This is a genomic window from Hymenobacter psychrotolerans DSM 18569 (genome assembly GCF_900142395.1).
Classification (GTDB): domain Bacteria; phylum Bacteroidota; class Bacteroidia; order Cytophagales; family Hymenobacteraceae; genus Hymenobacter; species Hymenobacter psychrotolerans.
This window is the reverse complement of record NZ_FRAS01000012.1, coordinates 47,496-65,030: the sequence shown is the minus strand read 5'-3', so window position 1 is coordinate 65,030 and position 17,535 is coordinate 47,496. Positions and strand designations below refer to the sequence as shown.

Here is a 17,535-nt window from a genome sequence, read left to right as displayed (position 1 = left end):
CGGAGCGAAGGACCTTATTACACCAAAACGACCGGCATGGAAACAACATCCGGGCAAGGGTCTGTTCAGTTGTGACAAGGTCCTTCGCTCCGCTCAGGATGACACGCGGTAAGGAGGGCAGCCAGTTCGCATGAACCGTCCAACCCTAACAGCGGCCACCCGGCCGGGCGTTCCTACCTTTGCGGCCATGCGCAAACTCTCGATGGAAGAGCTGAACCGGCTGACGGTGGCAGACTTCAAAAATACGCGAAAATTCCCCCTCACCCTAGTTCTCGACAACGTGCGGAGCCTGCACAACGTGGGCGCCGCCTTCCGCACGGCCGATGCCTTTGCCATCGAGAAAATCTGGCTGTGCGGTATCACTGGCCGGCCGCCCCAGCGCGAAATCACGAAAACGGCGCTGGGCTCCACTGAATCGGTGGTGTGGGAATACGCGCCTACCACGCTGGAAGCGCTGCACCAGCTGAAGGCCGCTGGCTACGTGCTGGTAGCCGTGGAGCAAACTACCGGCAGCCAGCCGCTGCCCGCCTTCCAGCCCGATCCGGCCCGTTCCTATGCTTTAGTGATGGGCAATGAGGTGTTTGGCGTGGAAGATGAAGTGCTGGCCCTGTGCGACGTAGCGGTGGAGATTCCGCAGTTTGGTACCAAGCACAGCCTGAACGTGAGCGTGGCGGCCGGAGTGGTGCTGTGGGATTTTATGAGCAAGATGGGCTGGCAAAACGGGCAGTAAGTCAGCGGCTTGGCCTATGGTGCGGCTTAGTTTTGGCGGGCACTGGGCAAGCTGTAAGGTCCGCTTCGTGCTATGCCTGAAATTTCCAATTTCCTGTGTAGATTTGGAACGAGACGCCTGGCAGCAGGCCGGTTTTCACTCTAACGACCCTTAAAATTTCCCATTTTTACTTTCCTAACGGATGAAATCAACTTTTACACTGCCAGGCAGCCGGGCACTGCTGCTGGCAGCTATGCTGGCCGTACCTGGGCTGGCGGCTGCTCAACAAGCCCCGCTGACTCAGGCGCTGTCGGCGCTGACGACTAAAGCTTCGCGCCAGGGGCTGAGCGAGCAGGACTTGGCCAACCCGGCTGTTACGAGCCACTATACGGATGCCAGCACCGGCCTGACGCACGTTTACCTGCGCCAGCGTCATCAGGGCATTGAGATTCACAATGCCGTAGCCAACGTGCACGTAGGTGCCAACGGCCGCGTGGTAACCATGCACCACAACTTTGTGGCCGGAGTAGCAGCCCGAGTACGCTCTACCACACCTGCCCTCACGGCTACGCAGGCAGTGGCTGCCGCTGCCCGCGCCCTTAGCATGCCCGCGCCCCGCGCCCTGAGCGTAGAGCAGGAGGGTACGCCAGCCGCTGGTATGGTGTTCAATGAAGGCGGTATTTCGCTGGAGAAAATTCCAGTGAAGCTGGTATATCAGCGCATGGCTGGCGGCGAGTTGGCCCTGGCCTGGGACGTGACGCTGGCTCCGCTGGATGCCCAGCACCACTGGAACGTGCGCGTAGATGCGCAAAGCGGCCAGCTGCTTGAGAAGTACGACTACACGATATCGGAGCCGGTGTCGTTTGCTGAGCTGACCCAGAAGGCGCTGGCAACGCGCGGCTGGCAGCAGGTGCTGGCAACTCCGGCCCCCACCACGGCCAACCGCACCACCGCCCCGAATTCCTACAACGTTTTCCCGGCTACGATTGAAAGCCCCAGCCACGGTGCTCGTCAGCTGCTCGTAAACCCGGCTTCTTCTACGTTCTCGCCCTTCGGCTGGCACGATGTGAACGGCGTGGCCGGTGCTGACTCCACCAACACCAAAGGCAACAACGTATTTGCTTATCTGGATAGAGACGGTACTAATATCTTCCGCAAGGGTGCCAGCCCTGAAGGCGGTGCCACGCAAATCTTCGACTTCCCTTTCACGACCACCGCTCAGCCGGAAGTCAACAAGGACGCAGCCGTAACCAATCTGTTCTACTGGAACAACGTGGTGCACGATGTGATGGCTACCAAAGGCTTCACGGAGGCGGCTGGCAATTTTCAGCGTAGGAACTATACTACCGTAGGTGGCACGGCCCTGCCCGGGGGTAATGACCAGGTATTGGCAGAAGCGCAGGATGGTGCTGCGAAGACTGCTCCTAACTTAAACAACGCCAACTTCTCAACTCCTCCCGATGGCTCAGCGCCGCGGATGCAGATGTTTGAATGGTCGGGGGTGACGTCGGTGACGGTAACGGCCCCGGCTTCGGTAGCAGGTCCGCTCAATGCCGTAGAAGGCGCGCAAGGCCGCTCGCTGTCGGTAGTTGGCCCCATCACGGGCACGCTGGTTCCCGTAAACGATGGATCGGCTCAGCCCATGCGCGGCTGCAACGTGCCTTTCGTGAATGCCGCGGCTATCAACGGCAACATTGCGTTCATTCGCCGGGGCAGCTGCAACTTCTCGGCTAAAATCAAGAATGCCCAGAATGCCGGTGCCCGCCTCGTGGTGGTAATGGACAGCATTGTGGGCTCTACGGCTCTCGTGACGATGGCCGGCACGGCTCCCGACTCCATCGGCATCCGGATTCCGTCGCTGTTCATCAACTACGTAGACGGTACCCGTCTGCTGGCCGCCATCACGGCCGGCCAGACCGTGACGCTCACGGCCGGCACTACGCCCCGCCGCGACGGTGACTTCGACAACGGCATCATCACGCACGAGTACGGCCACGGCATCTCAACCCGCCTCACCGGCGGCCGCCTGAACTCCAGCTGCCTACCCAACACTTCCGGCTACGAAACGATGGGTGAAGGCTGGAGCGACTTCTTCGGCTTGTGGATGACCACCAAGCCCGGCGACGTAGGTACTACGCCCCGTGGTATCGGGACGTACGCTTCGTCGGAGCCCGTTGCCGGCGACGGTATCCGTACACAGCGCTACAGCACCGACATGCTCATCAGCGACCTGACCTACGACAACCTGGGTACGTCTGGCTACACGGAAACGCACGCAGTAGGTGAAATCTGGTGCACGGCCCTCTGGGACATGAACTGGGCCATGATTGCCCGCCACGGCTACAACGCCGACTTCAGCGCCCTGACCGGCGGCAACAACATGGCCCTGCGCCTCGTGCTGGAAGGCATGAAGCTGCAGCCCTGCACGCCCGGCATGCTGGATGGCCGCAACGCCATCCTGAAAGCCGACTCCATCCTCTACGGTGCTTCCAACTCAGACATCATCTGGCGCGCATTCGCCCGTCGTGGCATGGGCTTCGACGCTATTCAGGGTCTGGCAACCAACGTGACCGACAACACGGCCGGTTTCGCGCTGCCCTCGACGCTCAGCACCAGCAAGCGCCTCAACGAGCAGCTGCTGGAAGTATACCCCAACCCCGCTCGTGAGCAGGTAGTAGTTCGCACGCAGGTGAGCAGCAAATCGGCCGTTGCGGTGGAAATGCTGACCCTGATGGGCCAGGTGGTTCGCTCTACGTCGGTATCGGCTGCTACGCTGCAGCAGGCTGGCGTGAAGCTGAACACCGCCGAGCTGGCAAACGGTGTCTACGTGGTGCGCATCACCACGTCGGAAGGCACTATCACCAAGAAAGTAGCTGTGCAGCACTAAGCCTGCCCGCTTTCTGTTGAGTAGCATAGAAAAACCCGTCTGGCACTGTGCCGGACGGGTTTTTCTATGCTATTTACTTCCTGAAACTCCCATACCATGTCTGCTGAACTTTCTGATGCCGGGCGGCCTGATGCCGCGCTGCTGGCCCTGCGCCCAGTGTTGCCGGCGGTGCTTCCTCCCTCCGGCAACGCCACCCCCGCCGACTTCCTGCACCACACGCTGCGCCCGGTGCTAAAGCTGCAAAACGACGTGCTGCTGGCCGTAGTGGCCGATTTCGTGCGCGACCATCATATAGCGCTGGCCGGGGCTTCGGCTACTGAGCAGCACCGGTTGCTGGCAGAACTGCTGACCCGCAATACCAAGCTGCGCTACACTGTAGTAGGGCTGATTTGCGGCTTGTATACGGCCGCCGAGCTGGCGTATTATCGTGAGCACCGCTCCGAGCTGAACCGCCGGCTGCTGGAACTGGCTACCCGCCGCGTGCAGGACCAGGCCGCCACGGTAGTAGCCCTGACGCTGGCCCTATGACCCACTACGAAGTGCTGGAAGTAAGTGAGCAGGCCACGGCTCAGGAAATCAGGCGGGCGTACCGGCGGCTGGTGCTGCTCACGCACCCCGACCGCACGCCCGACCCGGCCGCGCACCGTCGCTATCTGGCCATCAACGAAGCCTACGAAACCCTGAGCAGTGCCGCCCGCCGCCAGCAGTACGATGCTGGCTTACGGCCGACGTCGGCTCCTGCTACCGGAACGGCTCCGCCGGCAGCACCAGTGCCGCCGGTACACCGTGACCCGGCTCTGCGGCGGCGCGGCCGCCCGGCCGCCCGGCGTCGGCACGTGCCAACGCAGCCGGCGCAGTATAAACAGGAGTTTGCCCGACTTGCCCCACTTATGCGGCTGGTGGCCGCGGCCGGCCTCTTGCTGGCGTTGCTGCTATGTGTCGATGCCTTTCAGGAAGAAGCCAGTGTGCAGCGCGTAAGCCACATGCGCTGCCAGCAAGATGGTTGCCAGATAAACACGGAGCAGTTTTCGTTTTCCGCCTCAGCAGACAGCCTGGCGCCCGACGACCAGGTAGTAGTATACCACAGCCCGTGGTTCAGTCAGGTATGGGAAGTGAAAGTAGACTCCGGGAAAATGGCCGGTGCGGTCCTCGCCACTTCCAACGTGTATACCAATGTGTGGCTGCTGCCGCTCCTGCTGGGCGTGGCAGCGGCGGCGGCACTCTGGCCAAAGCAACCTGCTGAGTATGTGTTCAGGCTGGCATTTCTGAGTGGCGTGCTTTGCATCCTCTGTCTGATATTTCTGGCGTCTTTCGAATAGCCAGTTGGCGTTGGCTGTAAACCAGAAGGGCCCCATCTGCACGCAGATGGGGCCCTTCTGGTTCGGATGATTTGGATTTGGGCACTAGTCGTACTGCGAGTCGCGCAGATGCACCGGCGTGGTTTTCTTGCGCAGGCGCATGTTCAGGATTTCGACCACCAGCGAGAAGAACATGGCGAAGTAGATGTAGCCTTTCTCGATTTCCTTGTGGAAGGCCTCCATCACCAGCATCACCCCAATCATAATCAGGAAGGAGAGGGCCAGCATCTTGATGGTGGGGTTGCGGTTTACAAAGTCGGCAACCACGCCCGAGAAAACCATCATCACGGCCATTGAAAGCACTACGGCCAGAATCATAATCAGCACGTTATCGACCAGCCCCACAGCCGTCAGGATGGAGTCGAAGCTGAACACGATGTCGATGAGAATGATCTGGAAGATGACGCTGCGCATAGACGTAGTGCCTTTGCCCGACGCATGGTCGCCCTCTTCCTCGCCCTGCAGCTTGGTGTGGATTTCGGTGGTGCTTTTGCCGATCAGGAACAGGCCGCCGACCAGCAGAATAAGGTCGCGGCCCGAGACGCCGAACGGACCTTCCATCCAGGGCAGCTCCACGGTAAAGAGGGCCGCTTTCAGGCCCACAATCCAGGAAATACTCAGCAGCAGTCCAATGCGGAACAACAGGGCCAGCGTGAGGCCGATGGTGCGCCCGCGCCCCTGCAGCTCGCGCGGCAGGCGGCTGACAATGATGGAAATGAAGATAATGTTGTCGATGCCCAACACAATTTCCATGAAAGTTAGCGTGAGCAAGCTAACCCAGGCCTGGGAGCTGGAAAATACCGAGAGGTCGAAGTCCATGTGGGGGAAGGTGAATAGAAAGTTTCGGGAGCAGCTTTGCAGCAGTGGGCAGCTAATGGCTTAGAAACTAAGCACGGAACGTCTGCTGCGAGCTGCCACTGGGTTAGCTTTTCATGTTGACGAACTGCAGCGGCTGGCCGATGTCGGCAGAGTGCTGGCGAAGCACGGCAATGGCAGCCTGCAGCTCATCGATTTTCTTGGCCGTCACGCGCATCTGGTCGTCCTGCATCTGCACTTCCACCTTCACTTTCGCGTCTTTGATGGCCTTGCTGATCTTGCGGCCCGTATCCTTGTCGACGCCAGCGCGCACTTTGATGGTTTTCTTGACGAGGTTGCCGCTGGCCTGCTCTTCGGCCGAGAAGTCGAGAGCAGTACCGTCGATGCCCTGCTTTACTACGCGGCCCAGCAGAATATCTTCCAGCGCCTTCACGCGCATAGAGTTTTCGGAGCTGAGCAGGATGGTGTTGGCCTTTTTGTCCAGCTCGATGCCGCCTTTCGTGTCACGCAGGTCGTAGCGGGTCTGCAATTCTTTTTTGGCCGTATTCACCGCATTTTCCAGAGTTTGCGGATCTACTTTGCTTACAATGTCGAAGGATGCCATGGGAAGAAGGATGGTTAGGAAGCGCATACGCCAAACCGGCGGGCCGGTTGGGCAAGCGCCAAAGGTAGGCGTTGCGTATGATTGGGCCGCGGCTACTTTTATATATTCTACTCTTGCTATTGTGCCCTCATGATGACCGTTCAGTCGCCTGCCACGCCCACCGAATGGGCCGCCTACTACCAACTCCGCTACGAAGTGCTCCGCCAGCCCTGGCAGCAGCCCCCCGGCTCGGAAATAGCCGACGACGACGCGGCTTCCACCACCACGCACGCCCTGTTGCTCGCTCCCGATGGGCAGGCGCTGGGAGTCGGGCGGCTGCATCCGTCGGGCGCCGGGCAGGGGCAGCTGCGGTTTATGGCCGTAGCGCCCGCCGCCCAGGGCCAGGGCGTCGGGCGCCGGATTCTGGCGTTTCTGGAAACGGCTGCCCGCCGGCAGCGCCTGCGCGAGCTGGTGCTACATGCCCGCGAAGAAGCAGTGCCGTTTTATGAGCGGCTCGGGTACACTGTAGTGGCCCCGTCGCACCTGCTGTTCGGCGTGATTCCGCACTTTCTCATGCGCAAGCAACTGCCTGATGAATAGAGCAGGAGCCGAAGCCAAACCGGTCAAGAGCAGCCTTTGGACACGGGACAGTGGGGGAGTGGCGCAAAGCTGATGACAGCAGAAGTAGGCCAAAGTAGCTACCTTTTGCGCCTCTTTTCACGCTCCTGCCTGCTTCTATGGAACAGCTTCCTGATGTAGCTACTCTGGTAGCCCTCTATAATCAGATAAACACCTACGGCCGCACCAACGGCATGCAACTGACCCTGACCGGGCCCGGCGAAGTGCTCTACGCCATGACTATCAGGGAAGAGCATCTGTCGTCGCCGGGTACCTGCCACGGGGGCGTAGTGGCGGGCCTGATGGATGCTGCCCTCGGTGCCGCCGCCCTTTCTCAGGCATTTACCAGCGGCGAGCTGGTTTCCACGGTTGAGTTCAAAATCAACTACCTGCACCCGGTGCGGCTGCACGACCACCTGCTGGCCCGGGCCCACGTGGAGCACACGGGCAAAACCCTGGTCGTCAGTAGTGCGGCCATCGAGTGCACCACCCGGGGCGTGGTAGTGGCCCGCGGGATGGGCACTTTCAACCGCTACCCCGCCGACAAGCGCGACTTCCACCGCCTGCTGTTTCCCGACACGGAACCCGCTGAGTAGCACCACCCCGGAAAGCAAAAAGCCGCCGGCGCTCAGGGAAGCAGCCGGCGGCTTTTTACAGCCGAACCAAGGCAGAAATCTTACAGGTGCTCGTGCGAGTCAGCCGACTCATGCTCGCGCGGATCTTCGTCTTCTTCTTCGTACTCGTCGCCTTCCTCCAGTTGCGGAGCCGGCACTTTGCGGACGTTACGGGCGCAGTCCTCGTCGCGGTGGTTGCGGCCCACGGTGAATTCCACCCAGTCGCCTTCGCGCAGCTCGTTGAAGTCGCCTTCCGCCATGTCGGCGTAGCTGAAGAACAGGTTGTTGGGGGGCATCACAACAAACCCGAAGCCATTTTTCAGGTTTTTGATGGTGCTGATGCCTACCGTGCCAACCGGACCAGCCGCCGTGGGACCCGTGGGGCGCACCGGCTTGGCAATAGCCGGGAACGGCGCCGGGTCGGGCGTGTTCACGAACATGCTCTCGATCAGCTCGTCCGTGTCGGCGAGGCCCTGATCGATGATTTCGTGCATCTGTATTGGGTAGGTGGCCTGCTCCAGCAGCAGCTGGGACGCGCGGGTTACGCGGGCCTCTCCTTTGAAGTCAACGTATTTGAAGTCCCAGTTCAGCAGCATCACGCGGGTGCCGATGGTGTTGAGCTTCTTAATCAGCGGAACGTAGTCGGAGTCGCCGGCAATCAGCACGACAACATCATAGCTTTTGTGCAGGGCCAGCTCCAGCGCTTCCAGCGAGAGCCATACATCAATGCCCTTTTCCTGCAGACGGCCGTCGCGCGTTTTCAGGGGCATGTAGTGCGTGGCGATGCTCATGTTCATGAGGATATCGTCCAGCAGCCGGTCATGGAACAGGCGGTCTTTGTCGCGGGCTTCGGTAGCGGAAAGGCGGCCCCGGAAGAAATGCGCGTCAATGATGCGGCTCAGGCGCACATCAACATCTTCTTCTTCGGCTACCTGATGGCGGATAAATTCGTGTAGGCCTTCCAGACTGATGCGCGCTTTGCGGTCATGCTGAAAGTAGTAGTAATCACTGATTTTCAGGAAATAATTGCCGTCATAAAAGACGCCTATCCTAATCAGAGGGCTATTTATCTGGTTCATACAAAAAGAGTTTGAGGGTAAGCAAGAGGTGTGCAGGGAGTAAAGGGGCAGATAAATTGGTTCGGCTGCGGCTGGTAAGACGCAGTCTTAAGCCAAAGATACAATACTCAGGTGTTTGGCTGCCTGAAGAACTCATTATCTCGGGGGAGAGTGTGAGAAGCGCAGGCCCGTAGTCCGTCCCGTTTAGTATGCCCTGTCTGAATACCGCAGGAAAGCCGAAAAGCCGGTGAGAGTGTGAGAAACGGCCTGTTCGCTCAGGGCAGGCGAAGTAGCCGACAGAAAACAATGCCATTCCGGCCTGGACGGGCGCCGCATGGACGAAGTATCAATATTAAATAAAATATATTTTACATAGGATTCCAACCCGGGTTTTAGCGGTCTTTGTTAAGTACAGTTCGCCGCTAAGCTAAGCGACAAAAAAAAAGGCTGCAAGAATTATCTGCAATTAGTGCAGAAGGGCGGAGAAATACAGTTAGGCTTGCCGAACAAGTTTCGGTCGAGAGGGCTAGTAAATAAGGGTAAGCCTTGTAGTTAGCTGGGAAGGCATCTTTTAAAAAGATTCACCCTTGCTGACCACGATAGTTCATGGTTGAGCTTAGAGAAAAACGTCCTATTACGGCTTTTGGCAGATGAAGGTTCGATGAATTTTGATTTACTCCTAGTAAGTAAATATTAAAACTCTAAAATCCAATTTTACCTATCACCAGGCCCAGCACTAGCAGGCCATAGCCGATACAGATGGCCACCTCCAGCACGTTGCCGCTGGCCGAGCCGGTTCGAATCAGGGGAAGCTTGAAGGAGTAGTCGAGCAGAGGCATCAGCCACTTCACGCCAGCTTTGGTCAGGGAGTCGGCGAGCAGGTGCGAGACGTAGCCGCCGCCCGCAAACAGCGCCACACCGTGCCAGCCCAGCGCCTGATTGGCCAGGTGCCCGATGTAGGTCCAGAGCCCGGCGGCCCAGATGGTGTGCGTCCAGGAGCGGTGCGAGGTGAACGGGGCCACGGCCACAAAGCAGCCCAGCATGCTCAGCCATAGAAACCCCGTGTAGAGGCCAGCCACCACCGTGCAAAGCCCGGTAAACATCAAGGCCAGCTTGCGGGTGGAGTCGCCCTGCATGGCTGCGCCGATGAGCCCGAAGGCCAGCGCCGCCGTGAACCCCATGCGCCGATCGGGGCCGAGGGGCACCTGAAAATGTGTGTACGCAGCCAGCAGCAGCGCTACGACCACAAAGGCCCACCGCACATATCCCTGCATGAAGCCCAGGCGCTTGCTCAGGCGGGAGCCGGGGTGGTCGAGGTCGGGAGCCAGGGAGGAGAAACCGGCCAGCGCAATGCCGGCCACGGAGAAAGGAACGCCGGGCACGAGGCCCGCCACCGCTACGCCGGTAATGAGGCCAATGGCCAGATGAGAAGAGCCGCGCAAAAGAAGATAGGATAGGGGGTAAGAAAACTATCTGCAAAGGTGCAACAATAGCCCGCCGGCCCCGCAGAAAACCCGCCTTTTCTGCCCGCCCGGCGCTAGGGCCGCGTTGCTACCACTTGCCGGAGCTGCCCTTGAGGTGGCCCCGCATGTCGCGGGCCTGCCCCTCCAGCAGCGCCAGGCCCCGATGGAAAGCCATGGTCACCTTGGCTTTCTCGGCTTCGGGTAGGGGACCTTGCTCCTTTATCTGCTGCCGCACTTGCCGCAGATGCTGCAGAATATCGTCCCACTCTTCGTTTCCCGGTCCGCTGTGCTTATTCTCCATTGCTATATGGCCGCACGAGGCGGCTTCTGCTGCATGAACCCGGAAGATACGACGGCAAACAGGGAAATGCCGGGAAACTTTCGGGGCGTGCCCGTAGTATTGACTAGCGCACTTCCCCGGTGCCTGTCAGCCCGCCTTGCCCGACCGGATTTTCATTCGGCCGGGCTTCTACCTTTGCTTCCTCTCTAGCCGCTACTCGTTTTGAAGGTTTCCGATTTACTTAAGCTCTACACCCTCGACCCGACGGGCATGACGGTGGGTGCCCGCCTGAATCCGGCCACGCGCCACTCGCTGAAGCCCGCCGCAAAAGCAGAAGCCCCGGTGCGCCTGCACCTGCGCGGGCTGGTAGGCTCGCAGGATGCCGTAGTAGCGGCCGCGCTGCACCAGGAGTATCCCGACCAGCACCACCTCTTTATTCTGCACGACCGGGACGAGGCGGCCTATTTCCTGGCCGACCTCCAGCACCTGGTGCCCAACGAGGAGCCGCTCCTGTTCCCCACCTCCTACAAGCGCCCCTACTCCTTCGACGAGACGGAAAACGCCAACGTGCTGATGCGGGCCGAAGTGCTCAACAAGCTCAACTCGCACCGCGGCCCCAAAACCACCGCCGAGCAGGCAGCCGACGACGCAGCCGACGCCACCGAAACCGACGGCCAGCCCAAGGGCAGGAAGCGCACGAAAGCCACGGCCAAGGAAACCGCCGGCGTGCTCATCGTCACCTACCCGGAAGCCCTGTTCGAGAAGGTCATCAACAAGAAAAGCCTTGTCGCCAACACGTTTCTGGTGAAGGTGGGCGACAAGCTGGACGTGAACTTCGTGAGTGACATGCTGGCGGAGTACGACTTCGAGCGGAGCGACTTTGTATACGAGGCCGGGCAGTTTGCCGTGCGCGGGGGTATCGTGGACATTTTCAGCTATGCCAACGAGCTGCCGTACCGCATCGAGCTGTTCGGGGATGAGGTGGAGACGATTCGCACCTTCGACCCCGAAACGCAGCTTTCCGTGGAGAAGCGCCAGCAGGTGAGCATCATCCCGAACGTGCAAACCAAGCTGCTCCAGGAAAAGCGGGAGGCCTTCCTCGACTTCATTCCGCAGAACACCGCCATCTGGGCCAAGGACGTGCGCCAGACCCTGGACGTGGTAGACGAGTACTTCGACAAGGCAGAGCACGGCTTCAAGGAGCTGCTGGCGGCTTCGGGCGGCACGCAGGTGGTGAGCAGCCCCGAGGACCTGTTCGAGTCGGCGAAGTCGCTGAAGAAGCTGCTCGACGGCTTTGCGGTAGTGGAGTTCGGCAAACGGTTTCACTACAAGACCGGAGCCGAGGAGTTCCAGTTCAGCGCCAAACCACAGCCCAGCTTCGGCAAGGACTTCAACCGCATCGTCAAGAACCTGCACGACAACCAGAAGAAGGGCTACACCAACATCATTGCCGCCGAGCAGGTGCGCCAGGCCGACCGCCTCCGCACCATCTTCGACGAGCTGGACAACAACGTGCAGTTTCAGCACCTGCTGCTGGGCCTGCGCGAAGGGTTCATTGACGAGACGCTGAAGCTGGTGGTGTACACCGACCACCAGCTGTTCGAGCGCTATTACCGGGCCCAGGAAACCCGCAAATTCAGCAAGAAAAAGGCCCTCACGCTCAAGGAGCTGCGCACCCTCGTGCCCGGCGACTACGTGGTGCACCAGGACTACGGCATTGCCCGCTTCGCCGGCCTCACGCAGGTGGAAATCAACGACCGGCTGCAGGAGGCCATCCGGCTGGTGTACCGCGACGACGACGTGCTGACGGTCAGCATCCACGCCCTGCACAAGATTGCCAAGTACAGCGGGGCCGAGGGCACGCCGCCCACCATGAGCAAGCTGGGCTCGCCGGAGTGGGAAAACAAGAAAAAGTCGGTTAAGAAGAAGGTGAAGGACATTGCGGCCGAGCTGATCCGGCTGTACGCCAAGCGCAAAACCGCGCCCGGCCACGCCTTCGCCCACGACTCCTTCATGCAGGCCGAGCTGGAATCCAGCTTTATCTACGAGGATACCCCCGACCAGGCCAAGGCCACCGAGGACGTGAAGCGCGACATGGAGGTACCCCACCCCATGGACCGCCTCGTGTGCGGCGACGTGGGCTTCGGCAAGACGGAAGTAGCCATCCGGGCCGCCTTCAAGGCCGTGGCCGATGGCAAGCAGGTGGCCGTGCTGGTGCCCACCACCATCCTGGCCATGCAGCACTACAAAACCTTCCGCGAGCGGCTCGGCAACCTGCCCGTGACCGTGGAGTACGTCAACCGCTTCAAGACCACCAAGCAAATCAAGGAAACCCTGAGCCGGGTGGCCGAGGGCAAAACCGACATCCTCATCGGCACCCACCGCCTCACCAACAAGGACGTGCAGTTCAAGGACCTGGGCCTGCTGGTGATTGACGAGGAGCAGAAGTTCGGGGTGAAAACCAAGGACAAGCTCAAGGAAATCAAGGTAAACGTGGACACGCTCACGCTCTCGGCCACGCCCATTCCGCGCACCCTGCACTTCTCCCTCATGGGGGCCCGCGACCTATCGGTCATTGCCACGCCCCCGCCCAACCGCCAGCCGGTGCAAACGGAGCTGCACGTGTTCGATGAGCTGCTGATCCGCGACGCCGTTTCCCGCGAGTTGAAGCGCGGCGGGCAGGTGTTTTTCGTGCACAACCGCATCAAGGACATCGAGGAGCAGGCCAGCATGATTCTGCGCCTCGTGCCCGATGCCCGCGTCACCTACGTGCACGGCCAGATGGACGGCGACCTGCTGGAAAAGCGCATGATGAAGTTCGTGGACGGCGACTACGACGTGCTGGTGGCCACCACCCTCATCGAGTCGGGCCTCGACATTGCCAACGCCAACACCATCATCATCAACCGCGCCCACATGCACGGCCTCTCCGACCTGCACCAGATGCGGGGCCGCGTGGGCCGCTCCAACAAAAAGGCCTACTGCTACCTGCTCACGCCCCCCGTGGCCGGCCTGCCCTCCGATGCCCGCAAGCGCCTGAGCACCCTCGAAGAATTCTCCGACCTCGGCGCGGGCTTCAACGTGGCCATGCGCGACCTCGACATCCGGGGCGCGGGCAACCTGCTGGGCGGCGAGCAGTCGGGCTTCATCAACGACCTGGGCTTCGAAACCTACCACCAGATTCTCGACGAAGCCGTGCAGGAGCTCAAGGAAACCGAGTTCCGCGACCTGTTCCTCGGCGACCCCACCCAGCGCCTCCAGGAAGCCGCCGGCACCGGCCGCCCCAAGGAGTGCAACATCGAAACCGATTTGCAAATCCTCATCCCCGACCACTACGTGAGCAGCGTCTCGGAGCGCCTGCAGCTCTACAGCAAGCTCGATCGGGCCAAAAACCCCGAGGAGCTGCGCAAGGTGCTCACCGGCATGATAGACCGGTTCGGGCCGCTGCCCCAGGAGGTCGAGCAGCTGGCCGACATTGTGCGCCTGCGCTGGCAGGCCTGCCAGGTGGGCTTCGAGAAGCTGACGCTGAAGAAGAACCTGCTGAAAGGCTACATCCCGGCCACCAACAACGAGGCCTACTTCCAGGGCGACACCTTCGGCAACATCCTCAGCTACGTGCAAACCCACCCCCGCTCCGCCTCCATGAAGGAGCGCAAGGAACAGCTCATCCTCAGCATCGAAGACGTGAAGAACGTCCAAGCCGCCAAGCGCATTCTGAGCGAGCTGGGCAGTGAGGAAACGGTGGGGGTGTAGAGTTAAGCCCCATTGGTTATTTCATGTGCAACCGCTCACAATTAGCCGTTGCACATGAAATAACTAATGAGGTTTAACTTTATATTTTGCTTTATTTAAAATATCCTCACATAATACCAAGCAATCAAATACAATATCAAATGCTATTTCTGGCCCAATGGTATCCTTAACATTACCTCTTTCCAAAGTTTTGTGAGCATGAAATCCACGCTCTCCAGTTAACATCACTAACGAATTCATTAAATTAGCATCCTTTGATATATCAATAGCAAATGGCGTCAATACTTTACTCATATACTTTAACCCAAACCCATGATTAGTGTTTACACTTCTAGAGAATATATCTTTAGCCAATTCAAGTTTTTTTCTCACATAATCAAAAACTTGAATTATTTCATCCTTATCTTCATTATATAAAGATTGAAAATTAATTTGACTATGAATAAACATCATAGTACTATCATTTACACGCCTAGTGTAAATATAATCATCAACCACACAGTTCAAAACAATTAGCGAAATTCTCTCTATATACTCTTCAAAGGCTGCATGACAAAGAACGCAATATGCTTTTACATCTAATCTAAACAGATTAGGGCCAGCAAGTGGCATAGACTCATACTTTAATAAAAATTTATCATACACTTCATCAACAGCCATACAAAGATAAGCATAGGCCTGTTCAAGATTAACCATTCTTTTCGGAACAACAACCAGCTTACTCATATCTATTTTATCATAAAATATTTATGATCAATATTTATTTCAAATGATTTCTCAATCAGATTTTTCAACATATCAAACCTCGCTATATAGTTATCTACACTTTTCGTTGTAGATTCAATTGTTCTTAAAAACTCTGAATTATTGCTCAATTCACGATACCCAAGCAAAAACGCATCAATAGCTCTTGGAATCAGCTTATCATCATTTACGAAAACGAATAAAAGTATTTCCGCTTCGAATATCACTCTATTAAATCTTCTATCACCTTCTGCCTTTCTACCTATCCGTTTGTAGTCACCAAACACTTTAACCAACTTATCTATAGCACGGTTTATTTGATCATATGTATCTATTACCCTATCTCCTATTTGAATCCATTTTCTATTTGTCAGCTTCATAGATTCATCTAAAAAAACTTTCAGATTGCCTCGATACGACTGAGAATAAAGCATCATTGATATAACCCTTAGCAGAATTTCAACATCGCGCAATCTATTATCAGGCCCATTCATACCTAAAACTTTATGCAAAGGCTGCTGTGTATTAGTGATAGAAAGTAAAAAATTTGTAAAAGAACCTCTGTTAATTACATTTCTCAACTCCTGCGTGGACAAAGAAACCGATCCAGTATTTAATCTGTAAAAAATATCATACAAAATATCATCCTGCTTAAAATTAGATATAATAGTACAACGCATAGCCGCATTTTGAAAAAACCTTAATTCATCAGATGCCCGCCCACTACCAAAATCAGAGAATTTCAACCCATTCAATTGAGGCCGAACATGCAATCCTACCAATTTATCATTTACCCAATAATTATATTTATCGTTATTAATAAATCCAGCTATTGTCAGAAGTCTTTGTTTTCCATCGATAACAATATACCTTCTTGGATTTTCTGGATCTTCTGCTAAAACAATTTCAGGAACAGGATAACCAGTCACAAGAGATTCAATAAGCAAGCTTCTTTTTATATCATTCCATGCGTTTCTTCTTTGAAATGCTGGATTTAAATCTATATTCTCTTGCTCTATTTGGCTGACAATGGTTTGCACTGTCCAATCTCTAGAATACACAGTAACACCTGACAAGTCATAATTACCTATATTACTAATAATCTCTTCATTATCAGTACCAACGTATTCAAACTCATCTTCCAGATCCGAAAAATTATTGTCTTGATTCATCTTGTTTGAGTTAGTAGTTTTACCCTTTAGCAATAATATGACTATTAATCCTAAATGTCCTCATTTGCTACAACGCAGTAAACCGTTTCCACGCTAATCGTTTAGATAAGCCCCCAACTAGCCCCAAATTAGCGCGAGCTTGTAGCTCGTGCCTACTTCTGATGCTGAGGTTGCACCTTATCTACCGCAACGCGGCAAACTGGGGTTGTGCCATCTGGGCCTATCGGGTGAGGCACCGCCTCACGTCAAGGGCAGGCACGCGCTACCAGCTTGCGCCAGAAAGGGGCTGAAGTTTCGGCGGGCGGCGGGCGTTGCGCCTCCGCCACTATCCCTTGTCACCCGGTCAGAACGGCTTGTCACCTCGCCAGTGGGCGTTGCCACCTGGTCAGCGGCTCTTGTCACGAGGGTAGCAGGCGTTGCCACCTCGTCAGCGGGCTTTGTCACGAGGGCAGCAGGTCTTGCCACGTGGTCAGAGGCGCTTGTCACGAGGGCAGCGGGCGTTGCCACCAGGGCAGGGGCGCTTGCCACGCCGGCAGCGGCCGTTGCCACCCCTGCCAAAATAAAGTACAGTTCAGCTTAGCGGATGCTCCCCGCCACCGCCTATCTTCCGCAGGTACTTAACCCTTATGTTTTTATGACTGATAAGCAACGCGCCCGCCTCACCATGATGCAGGCCACCCTCGCCGTCCTCGACCAGCACGCCGAGCTCTATGCCACCAACAAAGCCCTTGGCACTGCCCGCGCCGGGCTGGCCGCCCTGGTCCAGAACCTCGACCCCACCGCCGAAACCCAGCAGGGGGCCGCCAACCCCCACAGCGCCGGGGCCGTGAAAAAGGCCACCAAGCAGCTGCTGGCCCAGCGCGCCACCGAAGTAGCCGCCGCCCTGCTCGCCTACGCCGACGAGCAGCAGGACATCCGCCTCCACACCGACGCCGACTACACCGAGCGCCAGCTCCGCCGCTCCACCGACAACGACCTGGCCCGCATCGCCAAAAACATCCATACCCAGGCCACCGCCCACTTCACCGCCCTCCAGGAGCAGGGCGTCACGCAGCAGGAACTCACTGAACTGAAAGCCGCCCTCGACGCCTTCCAGGCCGAGCAGGTCGCGCCCCGCGCCGCCACCGCCGACGCCAAGGCCCAGAACAAAGTCCTGGCCACCACCCTGCGCGCCGCCATGGCCCTGCTCCGCAACCGCCTCGACAAGTTTCTGGTGCGCTACCAGCGCCCCCAGCCCCAGTTCTACACCGCCTACCAGTCGGCCCGCCAAACCATCAACACCGCCCAGCGCCGCCAGAAGCCGGCCGTATAAGCACGGTGTCCCGCGCAGTACCACCACGGCCGCCCCAGCCCAGGGGCGGCCGTTTGCGTGGGGTAGGAAAGCAGGGGAGAGGGATGCCGCTGCAACGCGGCCAAAGTCTGTGCGCAGTAGCCGGAAAGGGTGAGTTAACTACATTCCACACTGTCATGCTGAGCGAAG

General features: G+C 57.6%; 15 protein-coding genes. 8 read left to right on the top strand and 7 right to left on the bottom strand.

Annotation, left to right across the window (positions count from 1 at the left end; genetic code table 11):
• Nucleotides 1-187 precede the first annotated feature (187 nt).
• The 4 genes from BUE15_RS12030 to BUE15_RS12015 all read left to right on the top strand — a co-directional run bounded on the left by BUE15_RS12030 (nt 188) and on the right by BUE15_RS12015 (nt 4,915).
• On the top strand, nt 188-730 hold the full coding sequence (locus BUE15_RS12030) for an RNA methyltransferase (RefSeq protein ID WP_073285171.1): 543 nt from the start codon (nt 188-190) through the stop codon (nt 728-730).
• A gap of 181 nt (nt 731-911) precedes the next feature.
• Nucleotides 912-3,596, top strand: coding sequence for a T9SS-dependent M36 family metallopeptidase (locus BUE15_RS12025; protein WP_073285168.1), 2,685 nt, complete (start codon nt 912-914; stop codon nt 3,594-3,596).
• A gap of 96 nt (nt 3,597-3,692) precedes the next feature.
• Nucleotides 3,693-4,124, top strand: coding sequence for a hypothetical protein (locus tag BUE15_RS12020; RefSeq protein ID WP_073285165.1), 432 nt, complete (start codon nt 3,693-3,695; stop codon nt 4,122-4,124).
• Nucleotides 4,121-4,915 (top strand): J domain-containing protein, encoded by a 795-nt coding sequence (locus tag BUE15_RS12015; RefSeq protein ID WP_073285163.1) that lies wholly within the window; start codon nt 4,121-4,123, stop codon nt 4,913-4,915. Before BUE15_RS12020 ends, BUE15_RS12015 begins: the two co-directional genes overlap by 4 nt.
• A gap of 84 nt (nt 4,916-4,999) precedes the next feature.
• Here BUE15_RS12015 and BUE15_RS12010 read toward each other — a convergent pair whose 3' ends face one another.
• Both BUE15_RS12010 and BUE15_RS12005 read right to left on the bottom strand, forming a co-directional pair.
• Entirely contained in the window at nt 5,000-5,773 is a 774-nt protein-coding gene (locus BUE15_RS12010; RefSeq protein WP_073285160.1) for a TerC family protein, read from the bottom strand.
• 103 nt (nt 5,774-5,876) lie between these two features.
• On the bottom strand, nt 5,877-6,374 hold the full coding sequence (locus BUE15_RS12005) for a YajQ family cyclic di-GMP-binding protein (protein WP_073285157.1): 498 nt from the start codon (nt 6,372-6,374) through the stop codon (nt 5,877-5,879).
• Nucleotides 6,375-6,503: 129 nt separating this feature from the next.
• Here BUE15_RS12005 and BUE15_RS12000 point away from each other — a divergent pair, with 129 nt between their 5' ends.
• Nucleotides 6,504-6,953 (top strand): GNAT family N-acetyltransferase, encoded by a 450-nt coding sequence (locus BUE15_RS12000; RefSeq protein WP_084549005.1) that lies wholly within the window; start codon nt 6,504-6,506, stop codon nt 6,951-6,953.
• Between the two features lie 137 nt (nt 6,954-7,090).
• The gene (locus BUE15_RS11995; RefSeq protein WP_073285152.1) at nt 7,091-7,567 is read left to right on the top strand and encodes a PaaI family thioesterase; all 477 of its coding nucleotides are present in this window, start codon (nt 7,091-7,093) and stop codon (nt 7,565-7,567) included.
• Nucleotides 7,568-7,647: 80 nt separating this feature from the next.
• On the opposite strand, the gene BUE15_RS11990 is transcribed toward BUE15_RS11995, so the two are convergent.
• From BUE15_RS11990 to BUE15_RS11980, 3 genes are all read right to left on the bottom strand, one after another.
• On the bottom strand, nt 7,648-8,664 hold the full coding sequence (locus BUE15_RS11990) for an NYN domain-containing protein (protein WP_073285149.1): 1,017 nt from the start codon (nt 8,662-8,664) through the stop codon (nt 7,648-7,650).
• Nucleotides 8,665-9,344: 680 nt separating this feature from the next.
• Nucleotides 9,345-10,085, bottom strand: a complete 741-nt coding sequence (locus tag BUE15_RS11985; protein WP_073285145.1) for a metal-dependent hydrolase — start codon at nt 10,083-10,085, stop codon at nt 9,345-9,347.
• A 109-nt stretch (nt 10,086-10,194) separates the two neighbouring features.
• Nucleotides 10,195-10,407 (bottom strand): hypothetical protein, encoded by a 213-nt coding sequence (locus tag BUE15_RS11980; protein ID WP_073285142.1) that lies wholly within the window; start codon nt 10,405-10,407, stop codon nt 10,195-10,197.
• A gap of 201 nt (nt 10,408-10,608) precedes the next feature.
• On the opposite strand from BUE15_RS11980, the gene mfd reads away from it, so the two are divergent.
• Entirely contained in the window at nt 10,609-14,139 is a 3,531-nt protein-coding gene (gene mfd, locus BUE15_RS11975) for a transcription-repair coupling factor (RefSeq protein WP_073285139.1), read from the top strand.
• A 63-nt stretch (nt 14,140-14,202) separates the two neighbouring features.
• Here the strand turns inward: mfd and BUE15_RS21565 are convergent, their stop codons facing one another.
• Together BUE15_RS21565 and BUE15_RS11970 are read right to left on the bottom strand one after the other, a co-directional pair.
• Nucleotides 14,203-14,865 (bottom strand): HEPN domain-containing protein, encoded by a 663-nt coding sequence (locus BUE15_RS21565; protein ID WP_139252249.1) that lies wholly within the window; start codon nt 14,863-14,865, stop codon nt 14,203-14,205.
• A gap of 2 nt (nt 14,866-14,867) precedes the next feature.
• Nucleotides 14,868-16,055 carry a DUF262 domain-containing protein gene (locus BUE15_RS11970; RefSeq protein WP_073285136.1) on the bottom strand — a complete coding sequence of 396 codons (1,188 nt, stop codon included), beginning with the start codon at nt 16,053-16,055 and terminating at the stop codon, nt 14,868-14,870.
• 634 nt (nt 16,056-16,689) lie between these two features.
• Between BUE15_RS11970 and BUE15_RS11965 the strand changes: the two genes are divergently transcribed.
• Nucleotides 16,690-17,367: a hypothetical protein gene (locus BUE15_RS11965; RefSeq protein ID WP_073285134.1), complete on the top strand. Its 678-nt coding sequence runs from the start codon at nt 16,690-16,692 to the stop codon at nt 17,365-17,367.
• Nucleotides 17,368-17,535: the final 168 nt, after the last annotated feature.